Origin of the sequence: Natronoarchaeum philippinense, from assembly GCF_900215575.1 — an archaeon.
In the GTDB taxonomy this organism is placed as follows: domain Archaea; phylum Halobacteriota; class Halobacteria; order Halobacteriales; family Natronoarchaeaceae; genus Natronoarchaeum; species Natronoarchaeum philippinense.
On record NZ_OBEJ01000001.1, the window covers coordinates 1141150 to 1159941 of the forward strand.

General features: G+C 67.6%; 21 protein-coding genes. 11 read left to right on the plus strand and 10 right to left on the minus strand.

The window, feature by feature from the left end:
• Nucleotides 1-28: 28 nt before the first annotated feature.
• Nucleotides 29-664 (minus strand): hypothetical protein, encoded by a 636-nt coding sequence (locus CRO01_RS05825; protein WP_097008135.1) that lies wholly within the window; start codon nt 662-664, stop codon nt 29-31.
• Between the two features lie 190 nt (nt 665-854).
• Here CRO01_RS05825 and CRO01_RS05830 point away from each other — a divergent pair, with 190 nt between their 5' ends.
• The 3 genes from CRO01_RS05830 to CRO01_RS05840 are packed head-to-tail and all read left to right on the plus strand — an operon-like array spanning nt 855 to nt 4151.
• Nucleotides 855-3443: an efflux RND transporter permease subunit gene (locus CRO01_RS05830; RefSeq protein WP_097008136.1), complete on the plus strand. Its 2589-nt coding sequence runs from the start codon at nt 855-857 to the stop codon at nt 3441-3443.
• Nucleotides 3444-3502: 59 nt separating this feature from the next.
• Complete coding sequence (locus CRO01_RS05835) at nt 3503-3694, plus strand: hypothetical protein (RefSeq protein ID WP_097008137.1); 192 nt, start codon at nt 3503-3505, stop codon at nt 3692-3694.
• Nucleotides 3695-3743: 49 nt separating this feature from the next.
• Nucleotides 3744-4151, plus strand: a complete 408-nt coding sequence (locus tag CRO01_RS05840) for a hypothetical protein (protein ID WP_097008138.1) — start codon at nt 3744-3746, stop codon at nt 4149-4151.
• 4 nt (nt 4152-4155) lie between these two features.
• On the opposite strand, the gene CRO01_RS05845 is transcribed toward CRO01_RS05840, so the two are convergent.
• The 4 genes from CRO01_RS05845 to CRO01_RS17055 all read right to left on the minus strand — a co-directional run bounded on the left by CRO01_RS05845 (nt 4156) and on the right by CRO01_RS17055 (nt 7264).
• Nucleotides 4156-5067 carry an HFX_2341 family transcriptional regulator gene (locus tag CRO01_RS05845; protein ID WP_097008139.1) on the minus strand — a complete coding sequence of 304 codons (912 nt, stop codon included), beginning with the start codon at nt 5065-5067 and terminating at the stop codon, nt 4156-4158.
• A 93-nt stretch (nt 5068-5160) separates the two neighbouring features.
• Nucleotides 5161-5370 (minus strand): YgaP family membrane protein, encoded by a 210-nt coding sequence (locus tag CRO01_RS05850; RefSeq protein ID WP_097008140.1) that lies wholly within the window; start codon nt 5368-5370, stop codon nt 5161-5163.
• Nucleotides 5371-5483: 113 nt separating this feature from the next.
• On the minus strand, nt 5484-6956 hold the full coding sequence (locus CRO01_RS05855) for a sodium:solute symporter family protein (protein WP_097008141.1): 1473 nt from the start codon (nt 6954-6956) through the stop codon (nt 5484-5486).
• Nucleotides 6953-7264, minus strand: a complete 312-nt coding sequence (locus CRO01_RS17055; RefSeq protein ID WP_097008142.1) for a DUF3311 domain-containing protein — start codon at nt 7262-7264, stop codon at nt 6953-6955. Before CRO01_RS17055 ends, CRO01_RS05855 begins: the two co-directional genes overlap by 4 nt.
• A gap of 415 nt (nt 7265-7679) precedes the next feature.
• Here CRO01_RS17055 and dnaG point away from each other — a divergent pair, with 415 nt between their 5' ends.
• Nucleotides 7680-9098 carry a DNA primase DnaG gene (gene dnaG / locus CRO01_RS05865; protein ID WP_097008143.1) on the plus strand — a complete coding sequence of 473 codons (1419 nt, stop codon included), beginning with the start codon at nt 7680-7682 and terminating at the stop codon, nt 9096-9098.
• A gap of 57 nt (nt 9099-9155) precedes the next feature.
• Here the strand turns inward: dnaG and CRO01_RS05870 are convergent, their stop codons facing one another.
• Both CRO01_RS05870 and CRO01_RS05875 read right to left on the minus strand, forming a co-directional pair.
• Nucleotides 9156-9602, minus strand: a complete 447-nt coding sequence (locus CRO01_RS05870; protein ID WP_097008144.1) for a GNAT family N-acetyltransferase — start codon at nt 9600-9602, stop codon at nt 9156-9158.
• A complete protein-coding gene (locus CRO01_RS05875; RefSeq protein WP_097008145.1) occupies nt 9599-10924 on the minus strand; it encodes a DUF92 domain-containing protein in 1326 nt (441 codons plus the stop codon). The genes CRO01_RS05870 and CRO01_RS05875 overlap by 4 nt, the downstream gene beginning before the upstream one ends.
• Nucleotides 10925-11032: 108 nt before the next feature.
• Here CRO01_RS05875 and CRO01_RS05880 point away from each other — a divergent pair, with 108 nt between their 5' ends.
• The gene (locus tag CRO01_RS05880; protein WP_097008146.1) at nt 11033-11641 is read left to right on the plus strand and encodes an undecaprenyl diphosphate synthase family protein; all 609 of its coding nucleotides are present in this window, start codon (nt 11033-11035) and stop codon (nt 11639-11641) included.
• Between the two features lie 293 nt (nt 11642-11934).
• Here the strand turns inward: CRO01_RS05880 and uppS are convergent, their stop codons facing one another.
• On the minus strand, nt 11935-12864 hold the full coding sequence (gene uppS, locus CRO01_RS05885) for a polyprenyl diphosphate synthase (RefSeq protein ID WP_097008147.1): 930 nt from the start codon (nt 12862-12864) through the stop codon (nt 11935-11937).
• Nucleotides 12865-12989: 125 nt separating this feature from the next.
• Here uppS and CRO01_RS05890 point away from each other — a divergent pair, with 125 nt between their 5' ends.
• Nucleotides 12990-13184 carry a cold-shock protein gene (locus CRO01_RS05890; protein ID WP_097008148.1) on the plus strand — a complete coding sequence of 65 codons (195 nt, stop codon included), beginning with the start codon at nt 12990-12992 and terminating at the stop codon, nt 13182-13184.
• Nucleotides 13185-13415: 231 nt separating this feature from the next.
• Nucleotides 13416-13823: a DUF5778 family protein gene (locus CRO01_RS05895; protein WP_097008149.1), complete on the plus strand. Its 408-nt coding sequence runs from the start codon at nt 13416-13418 to the stop codon at nt 13821-13823.
• A 22-nt stretch (nt 13824-13845) separates the two neighbouring features.
• On the opposite strand, the gene CRO01_RS05900 is transcribed toward CRO01_RS05895, so the two are convergent.
• Nucleotides 13846-14280 carry a Rieske (2Fe-2S) protein gene (locus CRO01_RS05900; RefSeq protein WP_097008150.1) on the minus strand — a complete coding sequence of 145 codons (435 nt, stop codon included), beginning with the start codon at nt 14278-14280 and terminating at the stop codon, nt 13846-13848.
• Between the two features lie 147 nt (nt 14281-14427).
• Here CRO01_RS05900 and CRO01_RS16545 point away from each other — a divergent pair, with 147 nt between their 5' ends.
• The 4 genes from CRO01_RS16545 (at nt 14428) to hemA (ending at nt 17846) form a co-directional block, all read left to right on the plus strand.
• Nucleotides 14428-14571 carry a hypothetical protein gene (locus CRO01_RS16545; protein ID WP_179747403.1) on the plus strand — a complete coding sequence of 48 codons (144 nt, stop codon included), beginning with the start codon at nt 14428-14430 and terminating at the stop codon, nt 14569-14571.
• A 55-nt stretch (nt 14572-14626) separates the two neighbouring features.
• Nucleotides 14627-15724, plus strand: coding sequence for a siroheme decarboxylase subunit beta (ahbB, locus tag CRO01_RS05905; protein WP_097008151.1), 1098 nt, complete (start codon nt 14627-14629; stop codon nt 15722-15724).
• 68 nt (nt 15725-15792) lie between these two features.
• Nucleotides 15793-16455: a precorrin-2 dehydrogenase/sirohydrochlorin ferrochelatase family protein gene (locus CRO01_RS05910; protein WP_097008152.1), complete on the plus strand. Its 663-nt coding sequence runs from the start codon at nt 15793-15795 to the stop codon at nt 16453-16455.
• Nucleotides 16449-17846 (plus strand): glutamyl-tRNA reductase, encoded by a 1398-nt coding sequence (gene hemA / locus CRO01_RS05915; RefSeq protein WP_218839133.1) that lies wholly within the window; start codon nt 16449-16451, stop codon nt 17844-17846. The genes CRO01_RS05910 and hemA overlap by 7 nt, the downstream gene beginning before the upstream one ends.
• A gap of 15 nt (nt 17847-17861) precedes the next feature.
• Here hemA and ubaA read toward each other — a convergent pair whose 3' ends face one another.
• Entirely contained in the window at nt 17862-18683 is an 822-nt protein-coding gene (gene ubaA / locus CRO01_RS05920) for an SAMP-activating enzyme E1 (protein WP_097008153.1), read from the minus strand.
• Nucleotides 18684-18792: the final 109 nt, after the last annotated feature.

Below are 18792 nucleotides of genomic sequence, written 5' to 3' on the forward strand. Positions count from 1 at the left end.
GAGAGCGTGGCGAAGCCACACAGCGGCGTCACGCGGCGTCGAGGCGCAACACGGCCAGCGCGTCGTTTCGGTATCGCACCTCGGCGTCGAGATACTCCGCGAGTCGGTCGACGTGCGCGCGGTCGTCCTCGTCGTCGAGACGGAGCGAGATGCGCTCGTAGTCGTCGAGCGCGCGCTCGCCCTCCATCACCAGCGAAAATAGCTCGCGGGGCGCGACGGGGTCGCCGTCGTCGAGGCGTTCGGCGATGCCGTCGAGTCGGGCCTCGACGGTCGTCTCGACGTCGAACTCCACGTCGACGGTGACGTTGGCCGACTGCTGGTCGATGCCGTAGGCGCGCTCGGCGCCCTCGATCGCCGGGACGAGCGCGCGCTCGAAGTCGACGCCCTGCTCCTTGAGCCCGATGTAGGCAAACGAAAGCATCGCGGTGATGCCGTCGAGGAACGTCTCTTCGTCGGTCGCGCGCTCGAACACCTGCCTGCGATCCCTCCGGTCGAGCGAGTGAACGAGTAGGTCGAAGTCGACGATCCCCTCTCGGATTCGATCGCGGATGCGCGCCTCGGCGTTGCGCTTTGACTGTTCGTGGCTCATCTCGGCCTCGCCGAGCAGGTAGGCCCGGTCGGCGGGCGTGAGGATGCCGCGGTCGCGGTCGATGTCGGTGTTCATAATCTAAATCCGATTATACACAGTCGGATACCATCCGAACGTATATCAGTGCTGGGATGTCACCCCGAGGTATGTACGATCCCGCGGACCGGCGTCGAGGCGAACTTGGGGAAACGAGGCGACAACTCGACGGCACGCCCGTAGACGGTGAGCGAGCACGAACCGCCGACGGTCCGCGGACAGCGAGCCGATGAACCGGGGACCGGTCGATCGGTACGCCGACGCGCTGGTCGAGCACAGCCGGCTCGTGATCGTCGTCCTGCTGGCCGCGACGCTGATCGTCGGAGCCGGGGCGGCGCTGGGGGACGCCGGCGACGGCGGCATCGGCCAGTTCGAGACCGAGTCCGAGGAGCGGGCCGCGCTCGACGAGATCGAAGCGACCTACGGCACCGACGACGCCATCGTCACCCAGATCGTCGTCCGCGACGAGGGCGGCGACGTGCTGACGAAGGAGTCGCTGCTCGACGGGCTGGAACTCCAACAGGAGCTGCGGACCGACGACTCGATCAACAGCACGCTCCAGGCCGAGAGTCCGGTCGTCGGCGTCGAGAACGTCGTCGCCACGGCGGCGTACTACGAGGAACAGGCCGGGGCGGGCAACCAGACGAACGCCAGCGCCGCCGGGCCGCCGACGATCGACCAGCAGATCGCGGCGCTGTCCTCGCGGTCCGACGCCGAAGTGGAGTCCTTGCTCGACCGCGTCCTCGATCCCGAGACCGAGACGCGCGGCGGCGACCCCTACCAGTTCCTGCCGTCGGACTACCAGCCCGGCTCGACCACCGCCGACGCCCGGATCACGTTCGTGTTCCAGACCACCGGCGAGGAAACCAGCCAGCAGGCGGCCTACGACGCACAGCTTGCGATCGACGCGCTGGTCGAGGAGCGGTTCGACGACGCGTTCGTCTTCGGGCAGGGGATCACCGACGACGCGTCGACTCGCGCCGTCGGGGACAGTTTCACCATCATCACGCCCGTCGCGCTGGTGCTGGTGCTCGGGGTGCTTGCGATCGCCTACCGGGACGTCGTCGACGTGCTGATCGGCGTGTTCGGCATCGCCGTCGTGATGGTCTGGCTCGCGGGGATACAGGGCTGGCTGGAGATCCCCTCCAGCCAGTTGCTGATCGCGGTCCCCTTCCTGCTGATCGGGCTGAGCATCGACTACTCGCTCCACGTCGTGATGCGGTATCGTGAGGCCAGAGAGGGCAATCTCGATACCGACGACGGATCGACCGGCCGGCGCGATCCGACCACGGCGATGCGGATGGGCGTCGCCGGCGTCGCGGTCGCGCTGGCGGCGGCGACGTTCTCGACGGGGATCGGCTTCCTCTCGAACTACGTCAGCCCGCTGGTGGCGATTCAGGACTTTGCGCTGTTGTCGGCGGGCGGCATCCTCGCGGCGTTTATCGTGTTCACCGCGCTGGTGCCGGCAGTAAAAGTAGAGGTCGAGCGCCTGTTCGATCGGTTCGGCCGAGAACGCCGGAAACCGGCCGTCGGCGTCTCCAGCGGGCGGATCAACCGAGCGCTCTCCGCGGCGGGCTCGCTCGCCCGACGGGCGCCGATCGGCATCGTCGTCGTCGCGGTGGTGTTGGCGTCGGTGGGCGCCTACGGCGCGACCGGCATCGACACCGAGTTCAACCGCACCGACTTCCTGCCCGAGGACGCCCCCGACTGGGCCGAATCGCTGCCCGGACCGCTCGCGCCCGGCGAGTTCGACGTGCGCCAGAACGCCGAGTACCTCGGCGAGAACTTCCGCCAGCGCGGGCAGGGCGCCGAGGCACAAGTGCTGATACGTGGGTCGGTGACCGATCCAGCCGCCCTGACGGCGATCGAGAGCGCCACCAGCCAGAGCGACCCGAACGACGCGCTGGCCGACCGGCCGGGCGGCGCCGTCGCGGCCGAGACACCGGTGACGGTGCTCCGTTCGGTCGCCGCCGAAAACGAGTCGCTGGCGGCCGCGATCGACGCCCGCGATAGCGATGGCGACGGACTCCCCGACGAGGACGTTGCGGGCGTCTACGACGTGCTGTTCGACGTGGCGCCCGAGCAGGCCGCCGGCGTACTCTATCGCACGGACGGCGGGGACTACGAGTCCGCCCGGCTGACGGTCGGCGTGCAGGGCGACGCCTCCGCTCAGACTGTCGCAGACGACGTGCGCGCGTTCGCGGCGTCGATTGAGGCCAACGCCCCGGTGACGGCCGTCGCCACCGGCGGACCCGTCGTCACGGCGGTGCTGCAGGACGCCCTGCTGGAGACGCTGATTCAGGCGCTGGCGGTCACGATCGTCGTGATCGGCGTCTTCCTGACCGGGCTGTACTGGTGGCGTCACGGCACGCCCGAGATGGCCGCCGTCACGCTCGCGCCGGTCGTGCTCGCGCTGGCGTGGCTGCTGGGCACGATGGCGCTGTTCGACGTGCCGTTCAACAGCGAAACGGCCGTCGTGACGAGCTTAGCAATCGGACTGGGCGTCGACTACAGCATCCACTTCTCCGAGCGCTTCGTCGACGAACGCAGGCGACGAGACGACGCCGACGAGGCGCTGGCGGCGACCATCGCCGGCACCGGCGGCGCGCTGCTCGGAAGCGCCGCGACGACGGCGATCGGCTTCGGCGTCCTCGCGCTGGCGCTGGCGCCGCCGCTCCAGCGCTTTGGCATCGTGACGGGACTGAGCATCATCTACGCCTTCGTCGCCTGTATCACGGTGCTGCCGAGCCTGCTGGTGCTCCGCGAGCGCGCGCTCGAACGCTTTACCAGCCACGGGAGCGCGGCCAGCGGCGACTGATCGCGGCCGGCAGGTTTCCAACCTAACATTCAACAGACCGGCGCCGGACCAGTCGAGTGATGGTCCGGTTCGAGAACTGGTTCGATTACTACGCGCTGGTCTGCGGCGTGCTGTCGCTGTGTGGCGCCGCCGTCGCCGTCTATGGAATGACCGAGGGAGCGACGATGACGATCGTCGGGGGGTCGGTGCTGGTCGGTGGCGCCGGCGCCGCGCTGCAGGTGGGTCTCACTCGTTACGACGCCGACGACTGATCGCGCCCGTGCGCTACCTTCATCACGCTCGGTTCGCTACCGGCACCTGATGGATCTCGAGGAGGCAGGACGACGGGCCGCCGCGTACGACTCCGTGCTCGGCGCGGTGCTCGTCGTCGTGTATCTGCTCACGGTCACGGTGGTCGGCGGGGCGCTCGCCGGCGATCCGACCGCCACGACGCCGATCGTCTCCGACGCCGTCGCGCTGGTGCTGGTCCTCGATGCCTATCGCCGGGACAGGCTGTGGGGGCTCGGCGTCTCGCTGGTCGTCGCCCTGATTCTACTCGCGTGGGCGCTGGCCGCGCTGCCGGCGGTCGGCGCCGACGCCGCCGCGGCGCTGCCCGGCTGGCTGGTTGGCGATTCCGGAAAACCACTGGCGCTGGCGGGTGCGCTCGTCGTCGGCGACGCGCTGGTGCGCCGCGGCGTCGTGCCGACGCCCGGCACGAGTCGTGGATGAAACGCTACAGTTCGACGCTCTCGCCGTCCTCGTTCGAATGGGAGCGCACCCACAGTTCGCCGATCCGCGAGAGGCGCGTCCGGTAGGATTTCCCGCGGGACTCTTGCTCGATATAGCCCTTGCCGCCGGGGCCGAGTCGATCGACGTTGTAGATCACTTTCGACCGGAAGCTGTCGGTGTACTCCTCGTTGAGTTCCGACGCGAGCGCCTTGGCCAACTCGGAGATGCTGTCGAACTCGCCGTGCTCGCCCAGCGTAAAGAGGATCAGCTCCTCGAACGGTTTGACGTTCGAGAACGAGGCGACCGGCAACTCGACGATGTGGCGGCCGTCGATCTCTTTGGCGCCGATGGTCGTCCCGCGCTCGTCGAACTCCGAGAGCAGTTCCCGGGCGCTGTCGAGGCGCTCGTCGACCCGTTCGTCCTCCGGCGCGCCCTCGTCTTGCAGATCGGCGAGCAGTTCGCGCTGCTTGCGCAGTTCCTTGGCCAGTTCGGTTTCGAGGTACTTCTCGGGGGCCGTGTAGTAGGTGTGGATCTTCTCGCGGTCCTCCTGGCGCTCGACCATGATCGAGTGGGCCGCCGTCGCAAAGGCAAAGGAGACGGGCCGGGGCATCGCGCTGATGTTGACCCAGACCTCGTTGCCCCGATCGAGTTCGTCGTTGATCATGGCGAAGGCCTCCTCGAAGGCGGCGTCGTAGTCGTAGACGTCTTCGAGGACGAACCGGTCGGTTTCGGCGCCCAGCAGATTCCTGAAGTCCTTTTCGAGTTTCTCGGAGAGGTTCTGGGCGTACTCGACGTTGGCCTCGCTCCCGACGGCGCCCTCCAGCAGGATGACCCGATCGACGTCCAACTGATCGCGCACGAGCGGCGCGATCAGCCGGTCGTAGTCGAACCCGACCGGAACGATGTGCGTTTGCATACGTGAGACGTGGGGCCGGTGTTTATAAAAATCACCAGTCTCGGGCCTCGGACGCTCGGCGGGCAGTGTTGCGTGTAAGAAAGCCAGCGGTCGCTACTCGTCCGTGGTGTCGATACCGAGCGCCTGATTCAACCCGCAGAAACACGTCGTCGCGTTGAATCCGAGCCCGACGGCGCCGAGCCCGGCGAGCAGCCCGGCCTTCTGTTTGCCGTTCCGCAGAGAACTGATCGCCACGACGGTCAGCACGGCGGCGAGTAGTGCGCGGACGAGTCGGTCGCGGCCACCAACGTTCGTGTCGGCCATGTCAGAACGATAGGGGCCCGTCGGGCTTGTATCTTTCCGGAGGAAGCCGATTCGGAGAGAACGGAGACCGCCGCCGCGCGCAGAGCAGACAGCCGACAGTATCGAGAGGGTCGCTACTCCGCACTCTGGAGATTTGCGAACTTGGCGGTGCGCTCGTCGGCCGTCTGGGTCGTCGCCGCCGAGACGACGATAGTCAGGACGAGCCCGATGAGCATGCCGAGGATCGAGGCGTCCCAGCCCCAGTACGTCGCCGGGACGGCGCCGAGAAACACCGAGGCGAGATAGAACGCCTGACTCGCGCCGACGCCGGCGAGCATGCCCCGCCGAGTCGTCCCCGACCAGTACAGCGCGACCAGCACGGGCAAGGCGAGCTGGGCGAATCCGCCGAAGGCCGTCGAGCCGATCTGGACCAGCCCGCCGGGCCGGTAGAGGCTGGCGACGAACGACGCCGTTGCGAAGACGACGACGCCGACCCGTCCCAGCAGATCCTCGCGCCGGTCGCTGGCGTCGGGCGAGACGAACGGCCGGTAGAGGTCCCGCGTGAAGTACGACGAGCCAGAGAGCAGCATCGAGTCGGAACTGCTCATCATCGCCGCCATCGCGCCGGCGATCACGAGCGCGGCGAACCAGCCGGGCGCGTACTCGTTGAGCAGGATCGGCAGGACGTTCTCGCCGGCCGGGACTTCGATGCCGAGTCCGGCCGCCCACGTGCCGAGGAGGAAGGCGGGGACGAAGAGCAAGACGACCAGAATCGGCCAGAGCGCGAACGTGCGCTTGAACACTTTCTTGGAACCGGCGGCGAAAAATCGCTGGTTCACCTGCGGGAACATGGCAACGCCGAAGGCGATGCTGACGGCTTGGGAGAGCATCCACGCCGGTGAGTAGACGCCGCCGCCGAGCGAGAGGAACTCGGGGTTCGAGTCAGCGACGGCAGCGGTCGCGGCGCCGGCCCCACCGACGGCGTCGAGCACCCACAGCGCGGCGGCCCACGTCGCAAGCAGCATGAACGCGCCCTGGATCGTGTCGGTCCACGCGATGCCGCGCATCCCCGCCAGCACGACGTAGACGATCATGAACACGGTCACGAGCGCCGCGCCGGACCAGTAGGGGAGCCAGCCGCCGGTCAGCCCCGCCAACGCGGTACCGGCGCCCATCTGCTGGAGCATGACGTAGGGGAAGAGCCAGAACAGGCTGACGACCGCGACCAGTCCGCGCAGCGCCCGCGAACCGAAGCGATCGCCCAGCATCTCCGGCAGCGTGACGTAGCCGTGGCGCTTGCCGACGAGCCACTGCTTGTAGCCGATCACGTACCACAGGATCGCAAACAGGATGCCGTCCATCACGCCCATCACGAGAATCCACTCGGGGCCGGAGGCGTAGGCGATGTTCGGCCCGCCGAAGAAGGTAAACGCCGATAGCAGAGTCGCAAACGTCGTGAAGAGCAAAACGACGGTGCCGAGCGTCCGCGAGGCCAGATAGAAGTCCTCGGCGGTGCGGTCGGTCAGCCGATAGGCCAGCAGGCCGACGCCGAGCGCGAGCAGGAGGTACGCGACGACGATGCCCAACTGGAGAGCGACCTGACTCATCGACCGTCACCTCCGGTGTCAGACGCCGCCGCGCCCGACGCGGACGCCTCGGCGGCGCCGGCGTCCTGACCGGGCGGCGTCGCGCCCGGCCGGTCGTCGGCGTCGCTCTCGATCCAGACGCCCCAGCCGCGCCGAGTGAACAGCCAGAACACGCCCGCGGTCACGACCATCCAGCCGACGTGCCACCACAGCCAGACGGGCAAGCCGGCGGCGACGCTGTTTGTTCCCCACAGGAACCATGGGATGCCAAGCGCCGCCAGCACGAGAAAGGCGACGGCCCACCCGATGCGCTCTATCGTCGAGGTCATTGCTATGCCGCTCACGGTCAGACTCGCTTAAAGATTGCCGTTTTTCACCAGTCGGAGTAACTGAAGAGAAAATTTGTTCAACGTCGAGAGATGGATGCAGATCACCGGAATCGGTCGGTGGATGCGCCATAAGAGTGGCTTGAGGACGGCGGGGACCGGGTAGATGGCATTTTGATGAGACGCCACTGGTCTCGCAGATTCCGGGAAAATGCCAGTTTACTGCCGCTAGCCGAGCAGTACCGACCGTATACTGGTCGTTATTTGCTCTATTCGTCACCGCAGCGTCGCTCGGTTTCGGTCCAGCGGAGAGAACTGACGACAGGTATTTGAACGATCCGACCCAAACATATATAACGTACCATGAGGCCGTTCATGGGTCATTCACAATCACGCCCCCCATCGGGGCAGATCATCAATGGACGATACAACGAAATATCTCATTCACGCCGACGTGACCGCAAACGGGGTGGTCGAACGAAGTGACGTGGTCGGCGCCATCTTCGGGCAGACCGAGGGGCTCCTCGGGGAGGAGCTCGATCTGCGAGGTCTCCAGCAGTCCTCGAAGGTGGGCCGCATTGACGTCGAAATCGACAGCAGCGGCGGGGAATCCCGCGGCGACGTGACGATAGCGACGAGTCTGGACAAAGTCGAGACCGCGACGCTCGCGGCCTCGCTGGAGACGATCACGCGCGTCGGCCCCTGCCGGGCCACGCTCGACGTGACAAACATCGAGGACGTGCGCGCCGCCAAGCGCCGCCAGATCGTCGACCGCGCTCACGAACTCCTCGTCGAGGCGTTCGACGAGACCGCGATGAGCAGCCAAGAGATCCTCGAAGAGGTTCGCCAGCGCGTCCGCGTCGCCGATGTCACCGAGTACGAGGGGCTGCCCGCAGGCCCTCGCGTCGAGGACAGCGACGCGGTCGTGGTCGTCGAGGGCCGGGCCGACGTGCTGACGCTGTTGCAGTACGGCGTCAAGAACGCCATCGCGGTCGAGGGGACCGACGTGCCGGAGGTCGTCGCGGACCTGACGGCCGACCGGACGGCGACGGCCTTCCTCGACGGCGACCGCGGAGGCGACCTGATCCTCCAAGAACTCTCGCAGGTCGGCGACATCGACTACGTGACGTTCGCGCCCGACGGCCAGTCGGTCGAGGACCTCTCGCGCCACGAGGTGTTCGAGGCGCTCCGGGACAAGGTTCCCTACGACGCCGTTTCCGACGCCTCGACGCCGCGAACGGCCGTCGCCGCGACCGACGGGAGCGCGACGCCGGCGCCCGAGGCCGACGACGCCGGAGTCGAACCGGACGCCGAGACCGAGTCGCCCGATGCGCCGGCGGCTCCCGACGCGGCCGCTGGCGAAGACGATGTCACCGTGGAGACCGACGACGAGGACGAAACACTCGTCGATCCGGACGCCACCGCCGAGGTGTCGCCAGCCGACGCATCGGCGTCATCCAGCGCTGAATCGGACGACGAGGCCGAAGCCGCTGCCGACAACGAGGCGAGCGACGAGGATACCGAAGTTGCCCCGGAGACGCTGCAGGGCCACGTCGAAGCGGTCGTCGGCGACGAGCAGGCCACCGTCCGCTTGCTCGACGGCGAGTTCGCCGAGGTCGACGAAGCGCCCGCCGGGGACGCCGTCGAAGTCCTCGACGCGGCGTCGACGGTGCCTCACGCGATCGTGCTCGACGGCGAGTTGAGCCAGCGCATCGCGGACGTGGCGGCCCAGCGAGGCGTCGCGCAGGCGGTCGCGCGCTCGCTCGGCGAGTTCACGAAACGACCGACGAGCGTCCGGCTTCGCACCGCCGAGCAGTTGCTCGACGCCGATCTGTAGGCGGCGTCCGACGCCGACGCTGGGCACGCACGACACAGGCCGGGCGGCGCGCTCGGCTCAGAGCGGGCGAGCGAGCAACAGCGCCGGGTCGCCGTCGTAGTACTCCGGATCGCGGTCGACTTCTCGGAACCCCCACTGTTCGTAGAACTCCAGCGCGGCGTCGTTGTCCGGCGCGACCGCGAGCGTGACGAGCCGAGCGCCGCGCTCGTCGAGTCGGTCGAACAGCGCCTCGAACAGCGCCGAGGCGACGCCCTCTCGTCGGTGGTCGGGGGCGACGACGAGTTCGGCGACGTACGCGCGCTCGTCGCCCGGCATCGCAAACACGTAGCCGATCGGGCGACGGCGGTCGCGGTCGGCAACCGCTCCGACGGGCGCCGACGTGGCGACGAGTACCTCGCCAGATCCATCGAGTGCCGCGTCGAGCGCCTCGGGCGCCGGTTCCGGAAGCAGCGACTGGAGCGCCAGCAGCGCCGGCCGGTCGGTCTCGACGGGGTCGCGGATCACGTGAACGCGGCCAGCCCGACGGCCAGTGCGAGCAGGGTTCCGGCGATGCCGCCCGACAGCGTCGCCAAGAAGTTGACACTCTGATTGCCGATCCGATCGCCTTCGATGGTCGCCCCGAGCAGGCTGTCGACGGTCATGCCGACGACGCCCGCGCTGGCGATCACGAGCGCGCCGCGCCCCGCGATACCCGAAAACAGCGCGCCCGAGAGCGCGGCGACGACCGCGGCGCCGGCGATGCCCGCGAGTTCGCCCTGCCACGTGACGCCGCCGTCGGTCCCCGGTTCGACGCGTTCCAGCGTGGTGATCAGCCGCGGGGTGTCGAAGACGCCGCCGACCTCAGAGGAGAGCGTGTCGGCCAGCGCCGTGGCGAGTGAGCCGGCGAAAGCAAACGTGAAGATGGCGGGATCGACCGGGAGAAGTCCAGCGGCGGCGGTGGCGTAGCCGAGCACGGCCACCAGCGCGACCGCGGCGTTGCCCAGCACGTTTGCGCTCCCGCGGGCGCCGTCGTTGTCCTCTGCGACGCCGCGGTCGCGCTTCTGGTCGTAGCGGAACTTCGTCGAGAGCCCGCCGATGCCGAAGAAGGCGATCATGACGGCGAACCACGGGTACCCTCCGAGGACGATCGCCAGAAACGCCAGCACGACGCCCGCGAGCATCCCCTCGACGGAGGCCGTCTCCAACGCGTAGGAGGCATAGCCCAGTGCGGCCGTCACCGCAAGCGCGACGAGCACGTCCGGCGTGGACGTGCCGAGATCGAGTTCGGCGAGCAGCCACAGCAGGAAGCCGACCGAGAGGAGCACCGGCGGATCGTCGCGGCCGAGCAGGATCGAGCGGAGCAGTGCGCCGACGAGGGCGCCCGAGGTCGCCAGCACCGTCACCTCGGCCAGCGGGAGGACGGCGGCGTCCGTCGACATCGCAGTCGCCTGAACGCCGACGACGCCGGCGATCAGTCCGCCGACGACAAAGCCGACGGCCTCGAACACCTCGCCCCCGAGGCGGTTGCGGGCGATCTCGCCGACGAAATTCCCGTACGAGTACAGCACGACCGTCCCGACGAACACGGTCGCCGGAAGCTCGCCGAACGCGGCGAACGCGCCAAGCAGTCCTGCGGCGACGGCGAAGCCGACCAGCCCCTTGAGGCGCTCGTCGCGCCGGTCGCCGGGGCGGGCAAACAGCTCGAAGGCGGCGCCGTCGGTGATCGTCGCGGCGCCGATGGCCACCGCCGCGAAGGCGGCGACGGCCACTGCGGGTGCGACGGCGGCGAGAAGCGAAAGCGTCCCGACCGCGGCGAACGCACCCGCACGTCTAACGGTCGATGTCACGTTACTGCCTTCCTTTTGCTGAGGCTTACTTAACCTTCCCGAACCGACGAGGCGAGTGACTACGACCGGGTCGCATCATTTACGACCGTGCGCGATGACCTCCCTCGCGTGGGACTGTACGACCGATATCTCGCTCTGCGGGTTCGGCGCGACGACACCCCGCCGCCGGATCACGTCGCGCTGATCGTCGCCGAGCGCGACCTGCTGGAGCGAGGTTCTTACGAGACGCTGGAGACGTTCTTCCGGTGGGCCGTCGAGTACGGCGCCGAGCGAGTGACGGTGTACGTCAGCGTCCTCGACGAAGCCGCCGTTCCGACGCTCGAACGGTCGCTGGCGGACGTGTCGGCACCGCGCGAGATGGCCGTTCGCGGGCCCGACGACCGGACGCGAGCCGACGCCCCGATCCAGATCAGCATCGGGCTCGGCGGGAAACACGAGTTCACCGCCGCGGTGCGGTCGCTGGCCGCCGAAGTCGAGGCCGGCGAGGTCGCGCCCGAGGAGATCACCGAGTCCGACGTGGAGGGGCGGCTCGTGTTCCCGGACGCCCCCGACCTCGTCATCAAGACGGGCGCCGAACGGCTCTCGGATTTCATGATCTGGCAGTCGGTGTACTCCGAACTGTACTTCACGGACGTGAACTGGCGGGACTTCCGCAAGCGAGACTATCTGCGCGCGATCCGCGAGTACAAGAACCGGACGCGGCGGTTTGGACGCTGAGCAACGCGAAGCGTCCAAACGCCGGAAGACGAACGGAGCGAGTCTTCCGGAAGTTTGGGCGCTGAGTCATGCGAACCGGCCCGGTCGTCGGCGTCAGTCCGCAGCCCGGTCGTCGGCGTCAATCCGCAGCCCGATCGTCGGCGTCAATCCGCAGCCCGATCGTCGGCGTCAATCCGCAGCCCGATCGTCGGCGTCAATCCGCAGCCCGATCGTCGGCGTCAATCCGCAGCCCGATCGTCGGCGTCAATCCGCAGCCCGATCGTCGGCGTCAATCCGCAGCCCGATCGTCGGCGTCAATCCGCAGCCCGATCGTCGGCGTCGAATTCCTCGGCGTCGAGACGTTCGCGCTCGCCGCTGGGGAGGGCGTCGCGGAACCGCCGGAGGACGCTCTTTGCCTCGTCGAGTTCGGCGCTCCCGGTCGCACGGAGTAGCGCGAGCGCGCGGCGGGCCCGCGCGGTGCGCCACGACTCTTGGCGGTGTTCGTAGGTGCGGATCGCTCGCAGGAAGTCGACCTTGCGGAACTCCGGCCAGTAGGGCGTACAGAAGAACACGGCGGCTTCGTTGCCGTTCGCGTACCACGGCAGGAAGTTGCTCGTGCGCTCGTCGCCGCCGGTTCGGATGATCAGGTCCACGTCCCGGACGGGGCGCTCGTACAGCCGATTTTCGACGGTTTCGATGTCGATCTCGTCGGGCGAAATGGCGCCGTCCTCGACGCCGCCGAGCACCGACTGGGCGGCAGAAAGCAACTCGGCGCGGCCGCCGTAGGCCAGCGCGATGTTGAGGACGAACTGGTCGTACTCTTCGGTTTGACCCTCGGCGTAGTCGACTGCATCCCGTACGCGCTCGGGCAGTCGATCGATGTCACCGAGCGCGCGGATACAGACGCCGTTGTCGTGGACGCGTTCGGCGTCGGCGAACTCGCGGAGTTTTCCCTCGATCAGATCGAACAGCGCCTCGAGCTGGTCCTCGGGGCGATCGAAGTTCTCCGTCGAAAACGTGTACAGCGTCAACTCTTCGATGCCGAGGTCTTGGCACCACTCCAGAACTTGTTCGGTCGTCTCCGCGCCGTGTTCGTGCCCCTCGGTCGCGGAGTCTCCGTTCTGCCGGGCGTAGCGTCGGTTGCCGTCTTGGATTACCGCGATGTGGGTCGGGACCCCCTCGATCTCCCGCCGGAGTAGCCGCTCGTACCCCGATCGGACGCGTCGTCCGAACCACTCTCTCATACTGGATCGGTCACGACGGCCACGTATGTGTCTTACGTCAGGCGAGACACGCTGTACCCCGAGAACGGCCGAGATAAAAGTAACCCCCTCCGTTTTTATGTTCGGGGCCCCTCTGGTCACATGCAATGGCGAAAGGCGAAGTTGATTTCTTCAACGACACTGGCGGTTACGGTTTCATCGACACTGACGAGGCTGACGAGGACGTTTTCTTCCACATGGAAGACGTCGGCGGTCCTGACCTCGAAGAAGGGCAGGAAGTAGAGTTCGAGATCGTGCAGGCCGACAAGGGCCCGCGCGCAAAGAACCTCGTTCGCCTGTAGGTGGGCGACGCCACAGGTGCGGTTCCGGGCGTCGCGTGGACCCAGTCCGCCGGGTCGCCCGTGCAGCGAACTTTTCCGTATTTTTCCGTTTCGTAGTGGTTACGCCGTCGTACCGTCTCGGTAGGACGCCGCTGGCACGCTGTTAGACACCGCCGTAGCGCCGCGGCAGGACGCCGCCGATCAGAGCGACAGACCGTAGGCCGTATAACCGTCCTGGCGAAACCTCAGGACATGACCGAAGTACTCGACGAGGAACTCTACCGACGCACGAAGCGACTGCTCGAACCCGGCGAGGTCGATCTCAACGGCGCGATCGTCCACACCGAGTTCGACGGCGACGACGAGATCGACATGATGCAGGCGACGATCGACGCGGGTGAGATCATCGCCGAGCACTCCGGACACGACCCGAAAGACACGTACGTCTACTCGGGCAACGACGACAGCGATTTCTCCTCGAACCAGCACCAAGGGCTGACGCTCGACGACGAGGAGTTCGTCTGGGAGTGCCAGCAGCTCCTCCGAGAGGGGAGTTTCGACATCGTCATCTACTACGAGGCCAGCGCGGACCACGAGGCGATTCTGGAAGACATCGAAGAACTGGGCTTCGACGTGACCGGCGTCGAAGGCGATCACTGAGGCCGAGATCAGTCGGCGGCCGTCACAGCTGTAGGTGCGATGTCGAACTGGGACCGCCGTCGTCATCGTCGTCGCGGCTCGGTCCAGCGCGCAGGAACGTGACATCGTCGTCGACGAGGTACACCTGCCCGTCGTCCACGTCGATCTCGACGCCCGGAAGCGTCGTGTCGGCGGCCTCGCCGTTGTCGCAGTAGCCCGAACAGGAGTCGAACATCGAGCCGTGTTTCGGGCAGACGACGCCGCCGTCGCGGACGATTGCGCCCACATCTTCTCGATACAGGCGCTGGTTTTCGTGCGTACAGCGGTTGCGCCACGCTTCGACGGGCGGGCGGTCCTCGTCTGCACAGGGGACCAAGAAGAACTCCTCGTCGTTGCCGTGCTGGTCGCGGGCGGTGAACAGCCACGAGCCCTCCGATTCTACCGTCTCGACGCTCGTCAGTCGATAGCGACCGGCCATGGAAAATCCTTGGAGTCGCCGGGTGTCAATGGTCCGGTCGGAGCACGCTCTGCCGGTGGCCGAGCGACGACGACCGGCGCCAATGCAAGCAGACAGTCAGGACGCCGTTGCCCCGCCGACTAACTGTTGGGGCGAAGTAGCACCAGTATGTCCTACCAGACGACGATCGGCTGGTCGCTGTTGTCCTCGGGCGTCGTGACGCTCGTGTTGAAAGTCCTTCCCGGCGACTCGCTCTGGTGGGGGATCGGCTTACTGGTGCTCGGCATCCTGACGCTGTACGTCAGGCAGTAGTGCGTCGTCGACCGACGCCGAGGCGCTTATGTCTCGCCGGTCCTGACTTCGGCGTATGGACACAGACGCCGGCCTGAGCGAGCGCGATCGGGCTATCGTCAACGCGTTTCAGGGGGGCTTTCCCGTCGTCGAAGAACCGTTCGAGTCGGGGGCTGCCGCACTGCGCGAGCGGGGCATCGAGATCGACGCCGACGAACTGCTGGCACGGGTGCAAGACCTCGACGAGGAGGGCGTACTGACCCGCTTTGGCGCGTTGATCAACGCCCAAGAGATCGGCGGCGCCGCGACGCTGGTCGCCATGCACGCCCCCGAGGAGCGCTTCGACGAAGTCGTCGACGCCGTCAACGACCACCGCGAGGTCGCGCACAACTACGAGCGCGAGCATCCCCACCTCAACGTCTGGTTCGTGGTGTCGGTCGCCGACCCCGAGCGCGTCGACGAGGTTCTGGCCGAGATTGAGGACGAGACGGGCCAAGAGACGTACAACCTGCCCAAGCAACAGGAGTTCCGCGTCGAGGCGAAGTTCTACGTCGACGGACCGATCCCCGATGGCGATATCGATTGCTCCGATCTCGGCCCCGACGTGACGCCGAGCGGTCGCGGAACCCTGACGCCCGACGAGCGCGACCTCGTCCTCGAAATTCAGGACGGCCTGCCGATCACGGCGACGCCGTATGCCGACGTGGCCGCGGCGATCGACGCCGATCCCGCGTGGGTGCGCGAAACGATCAAACGGTTCGACGCCGAAGGAAAAGTCAGGCGGGTCGGCGTCATTCCGAACCACTACGCGCTGGGCTACACCGAGAACGGGATGACGGTCTGGGACGTTCCCGACGAGGTCGTCGAGGAAGTCGGGCCCGAAATTGCGAGCCTGCCGTTCGTGACCCACTGCTACGAGCGCCCGCGCCACGACGGCGTCTGGCCGTACAACTTCTTTGCGATGACCCACGGCCGCAGCGAAGAAGAGAGCGCCGAGCGCGTCGAGCAGGTCCGCGAGCGCATGAGCGAGTTCTGGGACGTGGGCGAGGACGACTGGGACACGCTGTTCTCGACCCAGATCCTCAAGAAGACGGGGATCAGGATGGCCGAGCGCGCAAGTGCCAACACCGAAGCTACGGACGGCGAGACGCCGTCGACCGGTAGCGCGGAGTGACCGAACGTGTTCGGGCAAAGCGGCGAGTGGGCGGGACAGCAACGAAGCGTACGACCGAGTAGACTCGCATGATACCGCTACTCCACGACTTCACTGGCGCGACGGTGCTCGTCGTCGGCGGCGGGAGCGTCGGCGCCCGGAAGGCCCGACGGTTCGCCCGCGAGGCCGAGGTGATCGTGCTCGGGCCCGACTTCGGCGACCGCGAGTTCGGCGACAGCGAACTCGTCCGCGCGGCGCCCGACCCCGGCGAGATCCGGGCGTGGGTCGAACGAACCGAGCCGGCGTTGGTCGTCGCGGCGACCGACGACGAAGCCGTCAACGACGCCGCCGCCGAGGCTGCACGGGACCGGGGCGCGCTCGTCAACCGGGCCGATCGGAGCGGCTCGCGCGAGGCCGACAGCGTCGTCGTTCCCGCGACGGTTCGGGACGACCCGGTCGTCGTCGCCGTCGCAACCGGCGGGGCGAGTCCGGCACTGTCCCGACAACTCCGCAAGGACATCGAGGCCGATCTGGCGGGGGCAGGAGCGATGGCCGAACTGACGGGCGAACTCCGGACGGAACTGAAAGCCCTGGAGGACGATCCGGCCGCGCGCCGCCGTGCGATCCGGGCCGTCGTCCAATCGTCGCGCGTTTGGAAGGCTTTACGTACCGGAGACACTAATGGCCGTCAAGTGGCACGGGACGTGATCAACGAGGAACTGGGCGAGGGACCCGGTGAGACATCATGTTGACGGGCTCGGGCGTCATCTCCGGCGTGAGCGTCGCCCACGATCGGGCCAGCGTCGACGAGATCGCCGACGCCGGCGCCGACGACCAGCGGGCCGAGGTCGAGCGCCTGCTCACACGGCCCGGCGTCGAGGAGGCGTTCGCGCTGCACACCTGCAACCGGACCGAGGCGTACGTCGTCACCGACGACCAGACAGTCGGCCGAGCGACGCTGGCCGGGTTCGCCGACGAAGCGTCCGAGGACGCCGTCGTCTACACGGATCACGAAGAGAGCCTTCGACACCTGATGCGTGTCGCCGCGGGGCTTGAATCGCTGGTGCTGGGCGAGGACCAGATCATCGGCCAGGTCCGCACCGCCTACGAGGACGCCCGCGGCGTCGGCGGCATCGGACCGATGCTCGACGAGGCCGTCACCAAGGCGATCCACGTCGGCGAGCGCGTCCGCACCGAGACGGCGTTCAATCAGGGCGTGCTCTCGCTTGGCAGCGCCGCCGCCGAGGTGGCGACAGAGGAACTCTCGCTGGAAACGGCGACCGCGCTGGTCGTCGGCGCCGGCGAGATGGGGACGCTCGCGGCAAAATCGCTGGCCGACCGCGACGTTGCCGAGCTGGTGATCGCCAACCGCACCGTCCCTCACGCCGAGCACGTCGCCAAGGAAGTCACCGTCGACGCGAGCGCGGTCGCGCTGCCGGCGGCCGAGACGGTCGCCGAAACGGCCGATCTGGTCGTCACGACGACCGCCAGCGACGAGCCGCTGCTCGACGCCGAGACGTTCGCCGACGGCGGCGAGACGACCGTCGTCGACATCGCACAGCCCCGTGACGTCGATCCGGAGGTGGCCGAACTGACGACGGTCTCGGTGTTCGACCTCGACGATCTGCAGTCGGTGACCGCCGAGACCGAACGGCGCCGCCGCGAGAGCGTCGCGGAGGTCGAGGCCATCATCGACCGCGAGTTCGACCGCCTGCTCGAACAGTACAAGCGAAAGCGCGCCGACGAGGTGATCGCGGCGATGTACGAGAGCGCCGAGCGCGTCAAATCCGAGGAGGTCTCGACCGCCGTCTCGAAGCTCGAAGCCGATATCGACGGCGAGCTACCCGAAGCCCAGCGCGAGGTCATCGAAGCGATGGCAGACTCGCTGGTCAGCCAGTTGCTCGCAGCGCCGACCAAGAGCCTACGGGAAGCCGCCGCCGAGGACGACTGGACGACGATCAACACCGCCCTGCAGCTGTTCGACCCCGACTTCGGCGGCGACGACGGGCCGCCGGCGTTCGTCAGCGAACTACTCGACGAGGAGCCGGAAGAGCTACCGACCGGCGTGTCGGCCGACATCCCCGACGAGATTGCAGAGAAGATTCCCGAAGACATCACCGCGAAGGGATTGAGCGACGACTGACGCGGCACTCGCGGCTTACTGTTCTATCGCACAGGTATCGGCGTATTCCACGTCGCGGACCGACTCGATCGCTGGATCCTCGCCACAGACCGGACAGTCCGGATCGCGCTCGAACTCGACGGTCTCGAAGGAGAGTTCGCGGGCGTCGTAGACGATCAGCCGCCCGGCCAGCGGATCGCCCTCGCCGAGCAACAGTTTGATCGCCTCGGTCGCCTGCAGACAGCCGACGGTGCCCGGGAGGACGCCGAGCACGCCCGTCGTCGCACAGTCGGGGACGGTTCCCGCGGGCGGCGCTTCGGGAAACAGACACCGGTAACAGGGCGCCTCGTCGTTCGCCGGGAACGTGGTGATCTGGGCCTCGAACTCGAAGACGGCGCCGTGCGTGAACGGCACGCCCGCGAGCGTGCAGGCGTCGTTGAGCAGGTAGCGCGTCCGGAAGTTGTCGCTGCCGTCGACGACGAGATCGTACTCGTCGACCAGTTCCTCGACGTTCTCGCTCGTGACGCGCGTCTCGTGGGGCTCGACATCGACATCGGGATTCAGTTCTCGGACGAACTCGGCCGCGCTCTCGACTTTCGGCCGCCCGACGTCGGCGTCGCCGTGGAGCACCTGCCGCTGGAGATTCGACCGCTCGACGGCGTCGTCGTCCGCGATGCCGAGCCGGCCGATCCCGGCGGCCGCGAGATACTGGATCGCGGGCGAGCCGAGGCCGCCGGCGCCGACGACCAACACGGCGGCGTCGAGCAGGCGCGCCTGCCCCTCCGGGCCCACGTCGTCCATGATGACGTGCCGGGAGTACCGGTCCAACTGGACCGGATCGAGGTTCAGATCGGTCATACGAAACCGTTTCCCGGCGATTTGCTTAAGCCCGGGGATGCGCGTGTCGGAGAGTGCGCGTCCGTGGGCCCCTGTCGAAGCGCTTTACACCGCGAATCCCGAACGGAGC